General features: G+C 65.1%; 17 protein-coding genes. 10 read left to right on the top strand and 7 right to left on the bottom strand.

What is annotated here, in order from left to right; translation table 11 throughout:
• Positions 1-81: 81 nt before the first annotated feature.
• The gene (locus E8F06_RS15760; protein WP_280368878.1) at positions 82-975 is read right to left on the bottom strand and encodes a LysR family transcriptional regulator; all 894 of its coding nucleotides are present in this window, start codon (positions 973-975) and stop codon (positions 82-84) included.
• An 86-nt stretch (positions 976-1,061) separates the two neighbouring features.
• On the opposite strand from E8F06_RS15760, the gene E8F06_RS15755 reads away from it, so the two are divergent.
• Together E8F06_RS15755 and E8F06_RS15750 are read left to right on the top strand one after the other, a co-directional pair.
• The gene (locus E8F06_RS15755) at positions 1,062-1,844 is read left to right on the top strand and encodes an NAD(P)H-dependent oxidoreductase (RefSeq protein WP_280368876.1); all 783 of its coding nucleotides are present in this window, start codon (positions 1,062-1,064) and stop codon (positions 1,842-1,844) included.
• Between the two features lie 152 nt (positions 1,845-1,996).
• A complete protein-coding gene (locus E8F06_RS15750; RefSeq protein WP_280368874.1) occupies positions 1,997-3,325 on the top strand; it encodes a hypothetical protein in 1,329 nt (442 codons plus the stop codon).
• 14 nt (positions 3,326-3,339) lie between these two features.
• Here E8F06_RS15750 and E8F06_RS15745 read toward each other — a convergent pair whose 3' ends face one another.
• The 3 genes from E8F06_RS15745 to E8F06_RS15735 all read right to left on the bottom strand — a co-directional run bounded on the left by E8F06_RS15745 (position 3,340) and on the right by E8F06_RS15735 (position 7,212).
• Complete coding sequence (locus tag E8F06_RS15745; protein WP_280368872.1) at positions 3,340-4,191, bottom strand: CAP domain-containing protein; 852 nt, start codon at positions 4,189-4,191, stop codon at positions 3,340-3,342.
• Between the two features lie 363 nt (positions 4,192-4,554).
• Positions 4,555-6,321, bottom strand: a complete 1,767-nt coding sequence (locus E8F06_RS15740) for a diguanylate cyclase (protein WP_280368869.1) — start codon at positions 6,319-6,321, stop codon at positions 4,555-4,557.
• A gap of 141 nt (positions 6,322-6,462) precedes the next feature.
• Positions 6,463-7,212, bottom strand: a complete 750-nt coding sequence (locus tag E8F06_RS15735; RefSeq protein WP_280368867.1) for a TIGR01458 family HAD-type hydrolase — start codon at positions 7,210-7,212, stop codon at positions 6,463-6,465.
• Positions 7,213-7,420: 208 nt separating this feature from the next.
• On the opposite strand from E8F06_RS15735, the gene E8F06_RS15730 reads away from it, so the two are divergent.
• From E8F06_RS15730 to E8F06_RS15720, 3 genes are all read left to right on the top strand, one after another.
• Positions 7,421-7,897: a YbhB/YbcL family Raf kinase inhibitor-like protein gene (locus E8F06_RS15730; RefSeq protein WP_280368865.1), complete on the top strand. Its 477-nt coding sequence runs from the start codon at positions 7,421-7,423 to the stop codon at positions 7,895-7,897.
• 200 nt (positions 7,898-8,097) lie between these two features.
• The gene (locus tag E8F06_RS15725; protein WP_151132535.1) at positions 8,098-8,802 is read left to right on the top strand and encodes a YebC/PmpR family DNA-binding transcriptional regulator; all 705 of its coding nucleotides are present in this window, start codon (positions 8,098-8,100) and stop codon (positions 8,800-8,802) included.
• On the top strand, positions 8,780-9,031 hold the full coding sequence (locus E8F06_RS15720; protein ID WP_280368864.1) for a hypothetical protein: 252 nt from the start codon (positions 8,780-8,782) through the stop codon (positions 9,029-9,031). Before E8F06_RS15725 ends, E8F06_RS15720 begins: the two co-directional genes overlap by 23 nt.
• Positions 9,032-9,124: 93 nt before the next feature.
• Here E8F06_RS15720 and E8F06_RS15715 read toward each other — a convergent pair whose 3' ends face one another.
• Complete coding sequence (locus E8F06_RS15715; protein ID WP_280368863.1) at positions 9,125-10,024, bottom strand: DMT family transporter; 900 nt, start codon at positions 10,022-10,024, stop codon at positions 9,125-9,127.
• Between the two features lie 131 nt (positions 10,025-10,155).
• On the opposite strand from E8F06_RS15715, the gene E8F06_RS15710 reads away from it, so the two are divergent.
• Positions 10,156-10,593, top strand: coding sequence for an Lrp/AsnC family transcriptional regulator (locus E8F06_RS15710; protein ID WP_280368861.1), 438 nt, complete (start codon positions 10,156-10,158; stop codon positions 10,591-10,593).
• A 125-nt stretch (positions 10,594-10,718) separates the two neighbouring features.
• A complete protein-coding gene (locus E8F06_RS15705) occupies positions 10,719-12,566 on the top strand; it encodes an ABC transporter ATP-binding protein/permease (RefSeq protein ID WP_280368859.1) in 1,848 nt (615 codons plus the stop codon).
• 157 nt (positions 12,567-12,723) lie between these two features.
• Here E8F06_RS15705 and E8F06_RS15700 read toward each other — a convergent pair whose 3' ends face one another.
• Positions 12,724-13,047 (bottom strand): carboxymuconolactone decarboxylase family protein, encoded by a 324-nt coding sequence (locus E8F06_RS15700; RefSeq protein WP_280368858.1) that lies wholly within the window; start codon positions 13,045-13,047, stop codon positions 12,724-12,726.
• Positions 13,048-13,221: 174 nt separating this feature from the next.
• Here E8F06_RS15700 and E8F06_RS15695 point away from each other — a divergent pair, with 174 nt between their 5' ends.
• A complete protein-coding gene (locus tag E8F06_RS15695) occupies positions 13,222-14,010 on the top strand; it encodes an SDR family oxidoreductase (RefSeq protein ID WP_280368855.1) in 789 nt (262 codons plus the stop codon).
• Positions 14,011-14,055: 45 nt separating this feature from the next.
• Positions 14,056-14,820 carry an alpha/beta fold hydrolase gene (locus E8F06_RS15690; RefSeq protein ID WP_280368851.1) on the top strand — a complete coding sequence of 255 codons (765 nt, stop codon included), beginning with the start codon at positions 14,056-14,058 and terminating at the stop codon, positions 14,818-14,820.
• Here the strand turns inward: E8F06_RS15690 and E8F06_RS15685 are convergent.
• Complete coding sequence (locus E8F06_RS15685) at positions 14,817-15,131, bottom strand: putative quinol monooxygenase (RefSeq protein ID WP_280368848.1); 315 nt, start codon at positions 15,129-15,131, stop codon at positions 14,817-14,819. The genes E8F06_RS15690 and E8F06_RS15685 overlap by 4 nt on opposite strands.
• A gap of 158 nt (positions 15,132-15,289) precedes the next feature.
• On the opposite strand from E8F06_RS15685, the gene E8F06_RS15680 reads away from it, so the two are divergent.
• On the top strand, positions 15,290-15,880 hold the full coding sequence (locus tag E8F06_RS15680; RefSeq protein ID WP_280368846.1) for an NAD(P)H-dependent oxidoreductase: 591 nt from the start codon (positions 15,290-15,292) through the stop codon (positions 15,878-15,880).
• Positions 15,881-16,173 lie beyond the last annotated feature (293 nt).

Genomic DNA, 16,173 nt, shown 5'->3' with positions numbered 1-16,173 from the left:
CTTCGAGGGTTTGTGTAGGAGCGAGCTTGCTCGCGAAAGATCGGCTCAGAAGGTTCGCGAGCAAGCTCGCTCCTACAAGCCTCACACCGCCTGAACGATCTGCTCCCGCAGCCACTGATGCGCCGGGTCGCGGTGGGAGCGTTCGTGCCAGAGCATGGCCATCTCGTAGCCCGGCACCTCCACGGGAGGCTCGACCACTTGCAGCGCGTGACTGCCCCGCGCCAGCCGCTCAGGCAGCATGGCCACCAGGTCAGAGTTCTCCAGAACCGAGCGCAGGAAGAGGAAGTGCGGCACCGACAGCACCACCCGCCGCTCCAGACCCCGTTCGGCCAGCATCTCGTCGGTGATGCCAAAGAAGCCACCGCCATCGGGAGAGACGATCACCTGCTCCAGCGCGCAGAACTGCTTCAGGGTCGGTCGTCGTTTCAATGCCGGATGGCCAGCACGGCCGGCGAGCACATAGCGCTCGGCGAACAGGGTGCGGCGCCGCAGGTTGGGCGGCGAGCCTTCGGCGGTGTGGAAAGCCAGGTCGATTTCGCCCTGCTCTGCCTGCCGGGCGATACGCGCCGGCACCATTTCCACCACCGCCACCCGGGTCCCCGGTGCCCGCGCCCGCAGCCCGGCCATGGCCGGCAGCAGGATGGACGACTCCCCATAGTCGGTCGCGGCGACGCGCCAGGTCTGTTGCGCCTGGGCGGGATCGAAGGCGCTGGCCGGCGCCACTGCAAGCTCAAGGGCCTCCAGTGCCTGGCGCAGGGGTTCACGCAGTTCCTCGGCACGGGCGGTGGGGCGCATGCCGCGCGGCCCCGGCAGTAGCAGCGGGTCGTCGAAGATCTCCCTGAGCTTGGCCAGGTGCACGCTCACCGAGGGCTGGGAGAAGTTCAGCCGCTCCGCCGCGCGGGTGACGTTGTGCTCAGCCAACAGCACGTCCAGGGTCACCAGCAGGTTGAGGTCCAGACGCCTGAGATTATTCATTGAAATACCTGGAATACTGGATATTCATTTCCAATATACCTGGCGGATCACCATCCTGCGCCTATCCCGCACTGGAGGTTTTCCCCATGAATGTCCTGATCGTTTTCGCCCACCCCGAACCCCGCTCCCTCAACGGCGTCCTCAAGGATTTCGCCGTACAACGCCTCGAAGCCGCCGGTCATCAGGTGCAAGTCAGCGATCTCTATGCCATGGGCTGGAAGGCCACGCTGGATGCCGATGACCACCTCGACTACCAGCCCTCCGCCCCGTTCTCCCCGTCCGGGGATTCGAAGCAGGCCTTCGCCAATGGCCGGCAGAGTGACGATATCGCCCGCGAGCAGGACAAGCTGCGCTGGGCCGATGCGCTGATCCTGCAGTTCCCGATGTGGTGGTTCACCATGCCGGCGATCCTTAAGGGCTGGGTCGAGCGGGTCTACGCCTATGGCTTCGCCTACGGCGTGGGCGAGCACTCCGACAGCCGCTGGGGCAACCGCTACGGCGAGGGCAACCTGGCCGGCAAGCGCGCCATGCTGATCGTCACCACGGGTGGCTGGGACTCCCACTACAGCCCTCGCGGCATCAATGGCCCCATGGATGACCTGCTGTTCCCCATCCAGCACGGCGTCCTGCACTACCCCGGCTTCGACGTGCTGCCGCCGTTCCTGGTCTACCGGACCAGCCGCATGGACGAAGTCCGCTTCGCGGCCGTACGTGAAGAACTGGGCCAGCGCCTGGATAACCTCTGGCAGACGGCCCCCATTCCCTACCGCAAGCAGAACGCAGGCGACTACGAGATTCCTGCCCTCACCCTTCGCGCAGAGCTCGCCGAAGGTCAGAGTGGCTTCGGAGCCCATCTCGACCAGGACTGAAAATTCGGCGAATGCCCGAGAAGGGGCGCCAGCCGCGCTCCGCACTGCGGGTCCGATCGCCGCGCGCCTGCTGTCCATCCGTCTAGGCTTCCGGTAAAAACACCGGGTTGCCGTGGAGCACGACCAACAAGGGACAGGAGCGAATAACAACAATGAAAATCACGACATCGCCATCGGCCGTACCCCGCGCCCGTGCGGCATCCAGCCTTGCCCTCTGGTTCGCGGTCAGCCTGTTGGCCGCGTGTGCGCCCGTGCCGCCCCAGTCCGGCTTTACGCAAGCAGTACCGCCAGCGGACTTCAGCATCCGCGTCAATGCAGACCCAGCGGTGTGGGGCGCGTACGCCTCTCTCGTGGGACATCGCTTCACGCCCCAGCAGCAGGACGTGCCCGGCTACGAACTGTCCTGGAGCAAGCCCGGCCAGGAAATCCGCGAAACGGCGCGAAGCCCCGCTGGCGATGTGCTGTTCAGCCGAACCATTCGCCCCGGAGCAAGGCCGGGCCAGTTGATCAGCAACCTGTATGGAGTCGAATGGCTGGGCAGCCTCGAAGCCGATGGTTCCGTGCTGTTCCTGGGCGTCGCGCCCTACCGTATCCGCCAGTCCGCCGATGGCGCTTATGTACATGAGATCGTCGAAGCGGACGCTGACGGCAAGGTGACGAAAGTCCTGTTCTCCACGCCCTATCCGGAAGAGAACGCGCCCAAGCCGGTGATTGCCCAGCCCACCCCGCCGGTGCCGGCAGAGCAGCAACTGGTCGCTGAGCAGGCTGCCCCATCCCCGACGCTAACCCACAGCGAGCAATCGGTCCCCGCCATGGAGCCGATCCACTCCATCTCGACCGATGCGCCAACCACCTCCGAGCCCGCTCCGCCTGAATCAGTCGGAACTCAGTCCAGTCTGCCGACAGCCAGTGCGGATAGCGCTGCACAAGACGCCCAGGTAGCCGCCTTGATGGCCCAGCACCAGGCGATGATTCAGGAGATGGGAATCGAGGAAGAGGTGAACGCCGAAGCGGCCGAGATACTGGCGCAGATCGAGCAGGAGAACGCCGCCAGCCAACCCACGCCTGCGAGCACGGAAGCCCCAGCCCCGGCAGCCAATGGCCTGCTCACCAAAACGGTCAATGGTGTGGATTACAGCGTGAGTCCCAGCCTTCCGGCGCCAATCAAGGGCACCTACGAATACGAAGGCGATGGAGCGCCCTTTGTCCGGATCCATGACGGCGAGATGGCGAGTGCCTTCCAGCCCCACGGCGACCCGGAAATCCCCATCACCGCCTGGATAGCCAAAGCGCCCGATGGCTCGGAACTGAGGGAGGACGGCATAAACGGTCGCTATCAGGTGACGCTGGTTATCCAGTATGGCGCCGGTGGTGGCGGCAACTATCCGCAAGGCAGCTACTCGCTGCTACCGGTCGTGGTAGCCCCCGACCGGGGCAAGGCCTACATTCTCGGCGAACGAGTCAAGAACAGCCTTAACTGATCGCCCCGTCGCGCTCACTGCGCCCCGAACATCGCCGTCCAGTAGATGCCCGCATCGCTTTTCGGGTCCACCGCGTAGGCGGCGCCCAGTTCGCGGAACTGCGGGTTCATCAGATTGGCGCAGTGGCCGGGGCTGGCCAGCCAGCCTTCCACTACCTTGCTGGCGCTATCCAGGCCGGCGGCGATGTTCTCGCCGATCAGCTGGGCGGTGTAGCCGGCCAGTTCGGCGCGGTCGCCGGGGGTGCGGCCGTCGCGGTCCTTGTGGTCGAAGAAGTTCTGGTTGGCCATGGCACGGGTGTGTTCCTGGGCGGCACCGGCGAGGGTGGCGTTCCAGGTCAGCGGCCCTGCGGCCGAGAAGGACTGGGAGCCGCACTGGCGAGCCTGGCCCCGGGCGGTGTTGATCTGATCCAGCAGCTTCTGCCCTTCGACCTGCCAGTCGCCCAGGCCACCGGCCAGCAGCGGCCGCGCCAGCACGATGCGCCAGTCCTGGCCCTCGCGGCTGACGCCGACATCGACGAACTGCGGGTCCAGCACCACCTGGCAGAAGCTTTCCTGCAAGGCCTTCATCGCCGCCTGCGCATCGCGCGGGCCGGAAAGGTTGACCGCCTGCACGTTGACCAGGGGATAGGCCGTGCGCGTCAGCGCCTGTTGCAGGTCGCCGATGCTGCCGGCCGGCAGGATCAGGCGTGGATCGGGCTTGAGCGGAGGCAGCTCCATCGAGGCCTGGCCGGCGCAGGGCTGCGCCTGGCTGCGATAGGCGTTGATGGACTCCACCAGCTGCGTCTCTTCACTGGCGACTGCGGTGCTGGCGAGCGCCACTCCCAGCGACAGCGCGGCAAGGCGCAGAACGGATGACATGACCTCCATGGAAACCTCCCTCGAACTGACTGCGCCCAATGATGCGCGATTCCGCCCCATCCTGTGCACTCTCCGTGGCAATTGGCGGCGCGCAGGTCGGTTCTTCACCCTACTACGCCCTGGATAAGGCTTTGTTACCCCGTGCTGCTCTCCGGTTCCCCACCGCTGCGGAAGCAGACGTGGGTGACGCTCAACCTTGTGGGGGCGATTTCAATCGCCAAGCAGCCCGAAGGGCTGCCCGTGGGAGGCGCAGGGGGCAACTGCGTTGCCCTTCGCGCATGAATTCGCCCCCACAGAAATCAGCTTGTCGGACACGCTATCAGGCCGGAAACGGCGACCTGAAAGGAAACGGACTAGCCCGATCAGCTCGCTTCAATGGCACTCGATTCGGTTGCGGCCGCCCCGCTTGGCGCGGTACAGCGCCATGTCGCTACGCGACAACGTGGTTTCGGTGTTCACATCCGAGGCGTTGATGGCGGCGATTCCGACGCTGACGGCCAGGGAGATTCGTGCCTCGGCGTGTAGCACGGGTGCATTGGCAAGTTCGTTCTGGATGCGTCGGGCAAACGTCACGGCCTGGTCAATGCTGGCATCGCTCAGCACCACCGCGAACTCTTCGCCCCCCATCCTCCCCGCTGCGTCGGTCTTGCGCAGCTGCGAGCAGAGGATCGCCGCGAAATGCCGCAGCGCCTGGTCGCCCACGGAATGTCCCCAGCGGTCGTTGATCGCCTTGAAGTGGTCCAGGTCGAACATCAGGATCGTCGCGCAGTGGCCTGCTGTACGCTGCACCCGAGCCAGCTCGGCATCGAGCTGCTGCATGAAGTGCCGACGGTTGGACAGCTGGGTCAGGGAGTCCGTGGTGGCGAACACCTGCAGTTCGGCTTCGATCTGCTTGCGCTCGGTCACATCAGTGATGAAACCGTGCCAGACCACGCTGCCGTCCTCCAGCCGCCTGGGGCGTGCATCGCCCTGCCGCCAGGCGTCGCCTTGCCCCGGCAATTGCACCCGATATTCCAGGTGCCAGGGTGCCAGCGTGCGTGCCGACTCATCGAAGGACGCGTGGTATCGGCACAGGTCGTCGGGGTGGATGATCTCCAGCAATGCGTCTTCGTTGGCCGCCAGCTGTTCCGGGGTCAAGCCGTAGATGTCCCGAACCCCGGCACTGACGTAGGAAAAACAGGATCTGCCATCCGGCAGGCGCCGATACTGGAAGGCCATCCCCGGAATCTCATTGGTCAGGTCGGTCATCAGCGCGGCGGTCTGCTGCACCTGCTCAGACATCAAGCGCATGGCGGTGATGTCAGTGGTCGTTCCGATCATGCGCAATGGCTTGCCGGCCGCATCACGCTCGACCACCTTGCCCCGGCTGCACACCCACTTGTAACTGCCGTCCTTGCAGCGCAGGCGATGCTCAACCTCGTATGACTCGGTTCGTTGCTCGAAGTGGGCCTGGATGGTCGCCTTGACGTATTCCAGGTCCGCCGGATGGACGCGCGTGTAGCTTTCCTCGATGCGGTTGCCCACTTCGTGCTCGGCGTAGCCCAGCAACGCTTTCCAGCCGTTGGAGTAGTGGATTTCGCCCGTGGCTGCGTTGCGGTCCCAGATTCCGGTGCCGCTTCCGGCGATGGCCAGGGCCATGCGCTTTTCGCTCACGCGCAGCGCATCCAGTTCCCGTTCCAGATGAGCGTCAGCCTGCTCCCGCGCCAGCAGGCTGGCAGCGAGCCCGGCCAACTCGCGAAGCACCTGCTGCTGGCTCGGGTCCAGCTCGCGCGGCTGGTCGTGCAGCAGGCAGATCGTGCCGAGTATCGCCCCGTCCGGAGCCGGCAGCGGACACGCCGCGAGGAAGCGGACATGGGGCGAAGCCACCACCAGATGGTGATCGCGGAAGCGTTCATCGCAATGGGCATCGGGCACCACGAGCACCGTGTCGGTGCGGCGCCAGGCCAGGTCGAGGGGATAGAGCCCGGAGGCATTACCCAGAGCCAGGCCATCGCAGGTCAGGACCTGCTGGCTCTCCCCGGCGCCTGTCGTCAGCAATGCGGCCATGACCCCGAAATGGCTCCGGGCCAGGCGGGTCAGACCATCGAATCGCTCATCGTTGGCGCTCTCTGACGCCTTGAGAGAGTACAGCGGCTGCATGCGGACTCCGGCCGTGCCAGGACTTCGGACGACACCTGGCGATGATCGTTCATGGGGAATTGCAGTCTATCCATAATGGCAATCCAGCATCACATCACCATTACAGCGGGCCTTGCGCGGATTCGCCATGCGGCACCCGGCTCAGCAGTAGTGTTTTACCGCTTCCGCCAGATCCGCCGCTACCCAGGCAGACGGCGCCTGTGCCTCGTCGCCCGCGCGGTACTTGCCCGTGCGCACCAGGCAGGCGGGCAGCCCGGCCTGTTGGGCACCCAGCACATCGGCGATCACATCGTCGCCGATCATCAATGTGGAAGCCGCGCTTGTACCCAAGTCATCCAGCACGCTGGCGAAGAAGGCGGCGGAAGGCTTGCCCAGCACCAGCGCCGACGTTCCCGCCGCGTACTCCAGCGCCCGCACGAAGGGGCCGGCATCCAGGTGCAGGGCGCCCTGGCTGCGGAAGTAGCGGTTGTCACCCATGCAGATCAGCGGCGCACCTTCGATCAGCAACTGGAAGGCGCGATTGAGGTGGGCATAGTCGAAGCGCAGCTCCGCATCGCCAAGAACCACCGCGTTGGGATCGGGCAGGTCCAGCAGGTCGGCGAACTCCTCCTCCAGCCCCGGATGGATCAGGCAATACGGCCTCAGGCCCTGGGCCCGTACATGACGCAGCACGGCTCGCGGTGCGGTGAAGATCTGCTCGGGGTCCACGGCAAAGCCCATCGCCGTCAATTGCCGATGTACCGCCGCCCGATCCTGGCGCGAGGTATTGGTGATCAGGCGCAATGGCACGCCCCGCGCTTGCAGCAGTCGAACCGCTTGCAGCGCGCCCGGCAGGGGCTGGTCGTCCACATGCAAGACGCCGCTGATGTCGAGAAGAACCGCCTGCAGCATGGCCGTGTCGAACCTTCAGGTGGATGGGCCGGAGCCCTCACGAGCACGGAATCCGTGCCTGAACAGTCTAGGCAGACCCTCTCGCCCCATCCGCCCCATCCGTCCGCCAGACGCGATTCACTATGCTTTGAGGTAGCAACGGCGGCGGAATGGCCGTTGCCGTTGCGGTCAGCTGCTGAATCCACCTGGCAACCTGGGAGATACGGCCATGACCTTCCGACTTGGCTCCACCGCATTCACCCACAACGAGACGATTCCCGCCCTGCACACCTGCGACGGCCGCGACCTCTCGCCCCCGTTGACCTGGACCGAACCGCCAGCAGGCACCCGCAGCCTGGTGCTGATCGTCGACGACCCGGACGCTCCGGACCCCGACGCACCGAAGATGACCTGGACCCACTGGGTGCTCTACAACCTGCCGCCCACCGCCGGCATCCTGCCTGAAGGCGTGCAGGACAACGCCCTGCCACCGGGCACCCTGCAAGGGTTGAACGACTGGCAACGCACGGGATACGGCGGCCCCTGCCCACCGATCGGCAATCACCGCTACTTCCACAAGCTGTTCGCCCTGGACAAGACGCTGCCCGACATGCGCCGTCCCACCAAGGCGATGCTGATCCACTCGATGGACGGGCACATCCTCGCCCAGGCGGAACTGATCGGCCGGTATCAGCGGCATCGCTAGCGCGACGTTGCGGCCTTCCGCCTGCTTCGCAGCGGCTGGTTGTAGGGTGCGCCATGCGCACCAGAACCTTCGTGCGAGGTACTTGGTGCGCACAGCGCACCCTACAGGCAGACCCGACCCGACGAGCCAACTGGCAGCCTCCCCCGCCGCCCCAGTAGAATCGTCGCCCGTCTCCAATCCGAACCTGCGAGAGAGCCGACATGGGCGCCCAGTGGAAAGCCAAACCTAAAGAAGCCGCCGCCAACGCCCGAGGGAAGATCTTCGGCAAGCTGGTGAAAGAGATCATGATCGCCGCGCGTAACGGCGCCGATCCGGACATGAACCCCAAGCTGCGCCTTGCCGTGCACCAAGCCAAAAAGGCCTCCATGCCGAAGGACACCCTGGAGCGCGCCATCAAGAAAGGCGCTGGCCTTTCCGGCGAAGTGGTCAACTACGACCGCACCCTCTATGAAGGCTTCGCGCCGCACCGCGTGCCGGTGATCGTCGAGTGCCTGACCGACAACGTGAACCGCACCGTTGCCGAAGTGCGCGTGCTGTTCCGCAAGGGCCAGCTGGGTACCTCCGGTTCCGTGTCCTGGGACTTCGACCACCTGGGCATGATCGAGGCCGAGCCGGCCAGCGCCGACGCGGACGTTGAACTGGCCGCCATCGAAGCCGGCGCCCAGGACTTCGAAGCCGCCGAAGACGGCGCCACCCTGTTCTACACCGACCCGACCGACCTGGACGCCGTGTGCAAGGCCCTGCCGGAATTCGGTTTCACCGTGCAGTCGGCCAACCTGGGCTACAAGGCGAAGAACCCGGTCAGCCTGTCCGGCGCCGAGCTGGAGGAAGTGGAAGCCTTCCTCGAAGCCCTGGACAACCACGACGACGTACAGAACGTCTATGTCGGCCTGCAAGTCGACTGATCCCCAGGGCCGCCGGCAGTTCCACCAGGAACATGCCGAGCAGGCCTTGGCCGAAGCGTTGCGCCTGCTGGCGCAGCGCGAGGCCATGGGCCCGCGCTGGCTGGCCTGGGTCGCCACCGAGCTCTACCACCTCAAGCCTTCGGCGTTCGCCAACATGGTGCGCCGCGAACTGGAGCGCCTGAGCACGGCAGATCGCCAGTTCGGCCAGGTTTCGAAAGAAGTGCATTGAGCGCACCGCGCCCGTAGGTTGCGGCTGAGCGCAGCGAAGCCCAACGATGCGGGAATCGGACCAATCGTTGGGCCGCGCTTCGCTGGCGCCAACCTACGATTGAGCTTGTGCCGCCCGGCGCAGGTTGAAGCCCCACCCCTGCTGCATGCCCAGCGCCGCGACGAGAATGGCCGCCACGCCCACCCACTGCAGCAGTTCGAGGTGCCGGCCGAAGGCGAACCAGTCGACGAAGATCGCCGCAATCGGGTAGATGAACGACAGCGCGCCGGTCATGGCAGTCGGCAGTTTCTGGATCGCGCCATAGAGCAGCACGTACATCACGCCGGTGTGGATCACCCCGAGGGTCAGCAGGATCGACCAGGTGTCGCTGCCCTGGGGCAGGCTGGACAGGTTCGCCATGGGCGCCAGCAACAGCACGCCGGTGGTGACTTGGACCAGCGCGATCAGGTGCGGAGGCACCCCGCTCAGCCGCTTGATGATCAACGCGGCGATGGCATAAAGCAGTGCCGCGCCCAGCGCCAGGGCAATGCCCGCCAGGTAATCGCTGCCACTTTCGCCCTGCCCGCCGTGGGCGCTGACGATGGCCAACATCCCCGCGAAGGACACCGCCAGCCAGGCCAGCTTCTGCGCGGTGATCTTCTCGCCAAGGAACAGCGCCGCCAGCCCCACCAGCATGAACGGCTGGACGTTGTAGATCGCCGTACCGATCGAGATGGACGCCCGCGAATAGGAGGCGAACAGCAGCACCCAGTTGCCGACGATGGCCACACCGCTGAGTACCGCCAGAAGGAAGGTGGTGCGGGTCAGGATGCCGGGGCGCAGGAAGCCCATGAAAGCGCAGATGACCAGCAGGGTCACTGCGCCGAACAGGCAGCGCCAGAACACCACATCCAGCACCGACTGTCCCGAGAGCATCACCAGCCAACCGATGGTGCCGGAGATGAGCATGGCGGCGACCATTTCCAACGAACCGCGATGAATTGATTTGTCCATGATTGGGCTCCTCTGCATGGGGCACAGTATGCCGAGCCACATTGGGGCGACTCCATGCGAAAGCGAAGGCCTGATTAACCATCTACCTTTACTATCAAGGCACTTTCGTCCGTTTACCTAACGAGGCATCCATGACCGACGATATCGACCAGTTGTTGCTTTCCGCACTGATGGAAGACTCCCGCCGCTCCCTCAAGGCGCTGGCGCAGATCAGCGGCCTCTCCTCCCCCAGCGTGGCGGAACGGCTGCGCAAGCTGGAGGAACGCGGCGTGCTCACCGGCTACACGGTGGACGTGGACCCGAAGGCGTTCGGCTACCAGTTCCAGGCCATCGTCCGCATCCGCCCCCTGCCCGGCCAGTTGCAGGTGGTGGAACGCAAGATCCAGGAAATTCCGGAGTTCACCGAGTGCGACAAGGTGACCGGCGACGACTGCTTCATCGCCCGCCTCTGCGTGCGCTCCATGGAGCAGCTGGACACCCTGCTCGACCGCATCAATGTCTACGCCGAAACCAGCACCGCCATCGTCAAGAAGACCCCGGTGAAGCGTCGCCTACCGCCGATGGCGTGACCGTGATTTCACGGAAGCGCCCCGGTATCAGCCGCGCCAATAAGCCGTATCAGCCGGGAAACGTCGCGATGCGCCCGTCGCTGGAGTAAGGTCGCCACATCTCCGTAACAGAAGGCAGGTGGGCGATGGCAGCCCTGGACAACAACCCCACGCCGCAGGACGCGGTCAACAGCAAGAACGACGGCTCCGCGCCCATCGCGCGCAAGGCAGGCTCCCGTGGCGATGCTGCGGTGATCGCCACCCTGTTGCCGTACCTGCGGCCCTATGTGGGCCGCATCGCCCTGGCCCTGGGACTGATAGTCGCGGCCAAGCTGGCCAACCTCTACGTACCCATCGCCCTCAAGCAGATCGTCGACCAGCTCAACGTCGAGCCCAGCCTGGTGGTGCTGCCGATAGCGCTGCTGCTGGCCTATGGAGCTTCGCGCATCGGCGTCACCCTGTTCACCGAACTGCGCCAGGTGGTGTTCGCCCGCGTGATGGCGCGCGCCTCGCGGCAGATCACCCTGAAGGTGTTCCAGCACCTGCACGGGTTGAGCCTGAAGTTCCACCTCAGCCGTCGCACCGGCGGCGTAGCACGGGACGTGGAGCGTGGCGGCAGCGCCATTTCCGATCTGCTGGACTGGACCCTCTACACCATCGTCCCGACCTTGCTGGAGGTGTTGCTGGTGACGGCTGTGCTGGTCTGGGCCTATGACTGGGGCTTCGCCTTCATCACCCTCGGCACCCTGGTGGCCTACGGCCTGTGGACCTTCGCCGTCACCGAATGGCGCACCCGCTTCTACCGCGCATCCGTAGAGGCGGACACCCGCGCCAACGAGCGTGCCGTGGATTCGCTGCTCAACTACGAGACGGTGAAGTACTTCAACAACGAGGCCCACGAGTCGGCGCGCTACGACGAGAACCTGCGCTTCCTGGAAAACGCACGGGTCAAGGCCACCAAGTCCCTGGCACTGCTCAACCTGGGCCAGACCGCCATCGTCGCCATCGGCGTCACCGCCATGATGTGGCGCGCGGCTGCCGGCGTGGTGGCCGGCGAGCTGACCATCGGCGACCTGGTGCTGGTGAACACCTACCTGCTGCAACTCTCCGCGCCGCTGTTCATGCTGGGGATGATGTACCGCGAGGTGAAACAGGCGCTGACCAACATGGAGCGCCTGTTCGGCCTGCTGGACGAGCGCCAGGACGTACAGGATGCCCCCGGCGCCATCGCGCTGCAGACCAGCCGCCCACGCGTGCGCTTCGAGAATGTGCACTTCGGCTATGACCCGCGCCGGGAAATCCTCCACGGCGTGGACTTCGAAATTCCCCCCGGTGGCACGGTGGCGGTGGTCGGCCATTCCGGCTCGGGCAAATCCACCCTCGCCCGCCTGCTCTACCGCTTCTACGACATCGACGCCGGGCATATCCGCATCGACGGCAAGGACCTGCGCGAACTGACCCAGGGCTCGGTGCGTAGCGCCATCGGCATCGTTCCCCAGGACACGGTGCTGTTCAACGACACCATCTACTACAACATCAGCTACGGCCGTCCCGGCGCCAGCCGCGAGGACGTGGAAGCCGCCGCCCGCGCCGCCCATATCCACGACTTCATCCTGCGCCTGCCCGATGGCTACGAGACGCAAGTTGGCGAGCGCGGCCTCAAGCTGTCCGGCGGCGAGAAGCAGCGCGTGGCCATCGCCCGCGCCCTGCTGAAGAACCCGGCCATCCTGATCTTCGACGAAGCCACCTCGGCGCTGGACTCCAAGTCGGAGAAGGCCATCCAGACAGCGCTGGACCGCATCCAGGTCGGCCGCACCACGCTGGTCATCGCCCACCGCCTGTCGACCGTGATGGACGCCGACCAGATCCTGGTGATCGACGCCGGCCGCGTGATCGAAAAAGGCACCCACCGCGAATTGCTCGAAGCCGGCGGCACCTATGCGCAGATGTGGATGCTCCAGCAGCAGGAGCCCGAGGTGGCGGGTTCGCCGTAGGGTGTGATGGGTATCGCGGAGCTCAACCCATCCTACGAATCTGGCGCATGATCTCTGCGCCTGGCTCATGGCCGAACGTGTAGGAGCGAGCTTGCTCGCGAACCTGCTGAGCCTGCTCTTTCGCGAGCAAGCTCGCTCCTACCTGAAGCAATGCGCCCTACTCCCCACCCTCCAGCACATCCCCCGCCCAGCTCAGGGCGGCGACCACGGTTGGAAAGCCGATGGTGCTGGTCAGCGCCAGCAGGGCGTGGTGGATCTGTTCGGGGGTGGCGCCGGCTTCCAGGGCGCGGCGGGTATGGCTGTGGACGGCGCCTTCGGAGTGGACGGCGGCAGCGGCGGCGAGCTGGATCAGCTGCAAGCTGCGCTCGTCCAGGGGGCCGACCTGGCGCACCACGGCGCCAAGGGTTTCCACCGCCTGGAAATACGCCGGGTGCTGTTTCTTCAGGCGCTTGTAGGTATCGAGACCGTGTTTGCGTTCCATGGGACCACCTCGCTGGGACATGCCCTTTCAGCTTAGGAAAGCTTTCGGCCCGGGGACCTGGCCAATCCACGCGGGGCGTCTATACCGAATCCGTGGATATTCGGTGCCAGGCGTCTCCGCCCGGAAACAAACGGGCATTGCCTGGCCGCTTTTTCCCATGCGGAGATTCCCTCGATGGACTTCAGACTCTCGAACAAACTCGCCCTGGTTTCCGGTTCGACCAAGGGCATCGGCTTCGCCATCGCGCAGGGACTGGCGCGGGAGGGCGCGCGGGTGATCGTCAACGGCCGCTCCCAGGTTTCGGTGGACGAGGCCATTGCCCGGCTGCTCGCGGCGCAACCGGGGGCCAGGGTGGAAGGCTTCGCCGGCGACCTGGCCGACCCGGCGCAGATCGACGCCCTGACGGCGCGCTACCCGGCGGTGGACGTGCTGGTGAACAACCTGGGCATCTTCGATCCCAAGCCCTTCGAGGACATTCCGGACGAGGACTGGCTGCGCTTCCTCGACATCAACCTGATGTCCGGTGTGCGCCTGTCCCGCGCTTACCTGCCGAAGATGAAGGCGAAGAACTGGGGCCGCGTGGTGTTCATCAGCAGTGAAAGCGGCGTGCAGATTCCGGTGGAGATGATCCACTACGGCGTCACCAAGATCGCCCAACTCGGCCTGTCACGCGGGCTGGCCGAGAGCTGCGCGGGCACCGGGGTGACGGTCAATTCCGTGCTGCCCGGCCCGACCAGTTCCGAAGGCGTGGAGGAGTTCGTCGAGAAGCTGTCCGGTGGTCAGTCGTTCCAGACGTTCGAGAAGGAGTTCTTCGAAACCGCACGCCCCAGCTCCCTCATCAAGCGCTTCGCCAGGCCCGACGAGGTCGCCAACCTGGTGGTGTATGTCTGCTCGGAAGCATCCTCCGCCACCAATGGCGCGGCGCTGCGGGTGGATGGTGGCGTGGTCCGTTCGGCGTTCTGAGCCCTTGCTCAGGGCAATCGGGCGATTTTCGCCGGCTGGGCTGCCATGAGCCGCAGCCTGGTCGGCGTCGTCCTGATCGCACTTGCGCTCTACCTCGGCGTGGGCGTGCTGCTCATGGTGTTCCAGCGTTCACTGATCTACTTCCCGCAGCCGCGCGCCATTGGCGGCCCGGACCGGCAGCTGATGCTGCCGGTGACGGATGAGCAGATCGTCGTCACCGTGCGTCCGCTGGCCAGTTCCAGGGCGCTGATCTACTTCGGCGGCAATGCCGAGGATGTGTCCCGCAGCCTGCCGGATTTTGCCGAAGCCTTCCCCGACCACGCGCTCTACCTGTTGCACTACCGGGGTTTCGGCGACAGCACCGGCAAGCCCACCGAGGAGGCCATCCAACACGACGCCCTGGAGCTGTTCGACAAGGTGCATGCCCTGCACGGCGACGTGGCCGTGGTCGGCCGCAGCCTGGGCAGCGGCGTTGCCATCCGCCTGGCCAGCCAGCGTCCGGTGGCGCACCTGGTGCTGGTTACGCCCTATAACAGCGTGCTTGAACTGGCCCAGCGGCAGTTCCCGATCTATCCGGTTCGCTGGATGCTGCAGGACAAGTACGAGTCCTGGCGCTACGCCCCGGCCATCACCGCTCCCACCCTGCTGATCGTCGCCGGGCACGACGAGGTGATTCCGCGCTGGAGCAGCGAAAAGCTCTTCGCCCAATTCCGCTCAGGCGTGGCTCGGCGGGAGGTGATTAGCAATGCGGGGCACAACGACATCGGCGGACGGCCGGAGTACCTGCGGCTGATCCGCGACGCGTTCTAGGCGCGGGCCGAGGACGTGCTGAGCATCTCGATCTCGCGGATCTCAAAATCCCGTTGCAGAAACTCCATGCGCTGCTCATGGAAGCGCCGCATGTGCGGCAGCGCGCTGTGGATAGCCAGATGGGCGCGGCTTTTCCAGACCTCGTAGAAGATGAACAGGCTCGGGTCCCGGGCATCCCGCAGCATGTGGTACTCGATGCAGCCCTCTTCCGCGCGGCTGGGTTCGACATAGGCGCGGAACAGTGCCTCAAACTCGTCCGCCTTCTCGGGTCGGGTATGGGCATGAAGGATGAAGCCGTAGGGCTGGGTCATGGCGATGGCCTTGCAGGTGATAAGTTTTATAAACCCTATAGCAAGGCAAAGACCTGAATTAATGACTTTTGAGCAAATATCAATTGCGCCTGCGCGGATTTTTCCGCGGGGGCGCGACCGGTAGTCTGCCGCCACATCGATTTACGGAGGCTACTGCCATGAAAAAAGTCCTGTTGCTCAACGGCGGCAAGAAGTTCGCCCACTCCGACGGCCGCTACAACGCCACCCTGCATGAGGCCGCGCTGGCCTTCTTCGACCGCGCCGGTTTCGACGTGAAGGAAACCTTCATCGACGGCGGCTACGACGTGGCCGAAGAAGTACAGAAAATCCTCTGGGCCGACGTGGTGATCTACCAGATGCCCGGCTGGTGGATGGGCGCCCCCTGGACCGTGAAGCGCTACCTGGACGAAGTGTTCACCGCCGGTCACGGCAGCCTCTACGCCAACGACGGCCGTACCCGCTCCGACGCCTCGCAGAAATACGGCAGCGGCGGCCTGATCCAGGGCAAGCAGTACATGCTGTCGCTGACCTGGAACGCGCCGCAGCAGGCGTTCGACGATCCCACCGATTTCTTCGAGGCCAAGGGCGTGGATGCGGTCTACTTGCCCTTCCACAAGGCCAATCAGTTCCTCGGTATGAGCGCCCTGCCCACCTTCCTCTGCGTGGATGTGATGAAGCAGCCGAACATCGCGGCCGATGTTCAGCGCTATGAAGAGCACCTGGCAGAAGTGTTCGGCATCACCGCCTGATCCGCGCCGATGCCCGTAGCCAAGGCGACCGACGCGTTGGGCTTCGCAAGCTCAGCGCCAACCTACGGGGCTGCTGCGCAGCCCTTGGCGAAGGAATTCACCCCCCGGAGTTCTCGTAGGTTGGGTAGAGGAACGAAACCCAACGTTTCGTAGCCGAGGCCGGAATCGTTGGGCCTCGTTGCGCTCGGACCAACCTACGGGGCTGCTGCGCAGCCCTTGGCGAAGGAATTCTGAAGTGGTCAAGTAAAACTGGACACCGGTTTAGGTCTATCCGGCCAGCGCTTCGCGCTGTA

It is taken from the genome of Pseudomonas sp. BN411, assembly GCF_029871235.1.
In the GTDB taxonomy this organism is placed as follows: Bacteria; Pseudomonadota; Gammaproteobacteria; order Pseudomonadales; family Pseudomonadaceae; genus Metapseudomonas.
Note: the sequence above shows the minus strand (reverse complement) of the source record. Positions and strands in the feature narration are given on the sequence as shown.

Coding starts and splice junctions, on each gene's coding strand:
- E8F06_RS15760 (WP_280368878.1), bottom strand. CDS start 975: ATGAATAATCTCAGGCGTCTGGACCTCAACCTGCTGGTGACCCTGGAC.
- E8F06_RS15755 (WP_280368876.1), top strand. CDS start 1,062: ATGAATGTCCTGATCGTTTTCGCCCACCCCGAACCCCGCTCCCTCAAC.
- E8F06_RS15750 (WP_280368874.1), top strand. CDS start 1,997: ATGAAAATCACGACATCGCCATCGGCCGTACCCCGCGCCCGTGCGGCA.
- E8F06_RS15745 (WP_280368872.1), bottom strand. CDS start 4,191: ATGGAGGTCATGTCATCCGTTCTGCGCCTTGCCGCGCTGTCGCTGGGA.
- E8F06_RS15740 (WP_280368869.1), bottom strand. CDS start 6,321: ATGCAGCCGCTGTACTCTCTCAAGGCGTCAGAGAGCGCCAACGATGAG.
- E8F06_RS15735 (WP_280368867.1), bottom strand. CDS start 7,212: ATGCTGCAGGCGGTTCTTCTCGACATCAGCGGCGTCTTGCATGTGGAC.
- E8F06_RS15730 (WP_280368865.1), top strand. CDS start 7,421: ATGACCTTCCGACTTGGCTCCACCGCATTCACCCACAACGAGACGATT.
- E8F06_RS15725 (WP_151132535.1), top strand. CDS start 8,098: ATGGGCGCCCAGTGGAAAGCCAAACCTAAAGAAGCCGCCGCCAACGCC.
- E8F06_RS15720 (WP_280368864.1), top strand. CDS start 8,780: ATGTCGGCCTGCAAGTCGACTGATCCCCAGGGCCGCCGGCAGTTCCAC.
- E8F06_RS15715 (WP_280368863.1), bottom strand. CDS start 10,024: ATGGACAAATCAATTCATCGCGGTTCGTTGGAAATGGTCGCCGCCATG.
- E8F06_RS15710 (WP_280368861.1), top strand. CDS start 10,156: ATGACCGACGATATCGACCAGTTGTTGCTTTCCGCACTGATGGAAGAC.
- E8F06_RS15705 (WP_280368859.1), top strand. CDS start 10,719: ATGGCAGCCCTGGACAACAACCCCACGCCGCAGGACGCGGTCAACAGC.
- E8F06_RS15700 (WP_280368858.1), bottom strand. CDS start 13,047: ATGGAACGCAAACACGGTCTCGATACCTACAAGCGCCTGAAGAAACAG.
- E8F06_RS15695 (WP_280368855.1), top strand. CDS start 13,222: ATGGACTTCAGACTCTCGAACAAACTCGCCCTGGTTTCCGGTTCGACC.
- E8F06_RS15690 (WP_280368851.1), top strand. CDS start 14,056: ATGAGCCGCAGCCTGGTCGGCGTCGTCCTGATCGCACTTGCGCTCTAC.
- E8F06_RS15685 (WP_280368848.1), bottom strand. CDS start 15,131: ATGACCCAGCCCTACGGCTTCATCCTTCATGCCCATACCCGACCCGAG.
- E8F06_RS15680 (WP_280368846.1), top strand. CDS start 15,290: ATGAAAAAAGTCCTGTTGCTCAACGGCGGCAAGAAGTTCGCCCACTCC.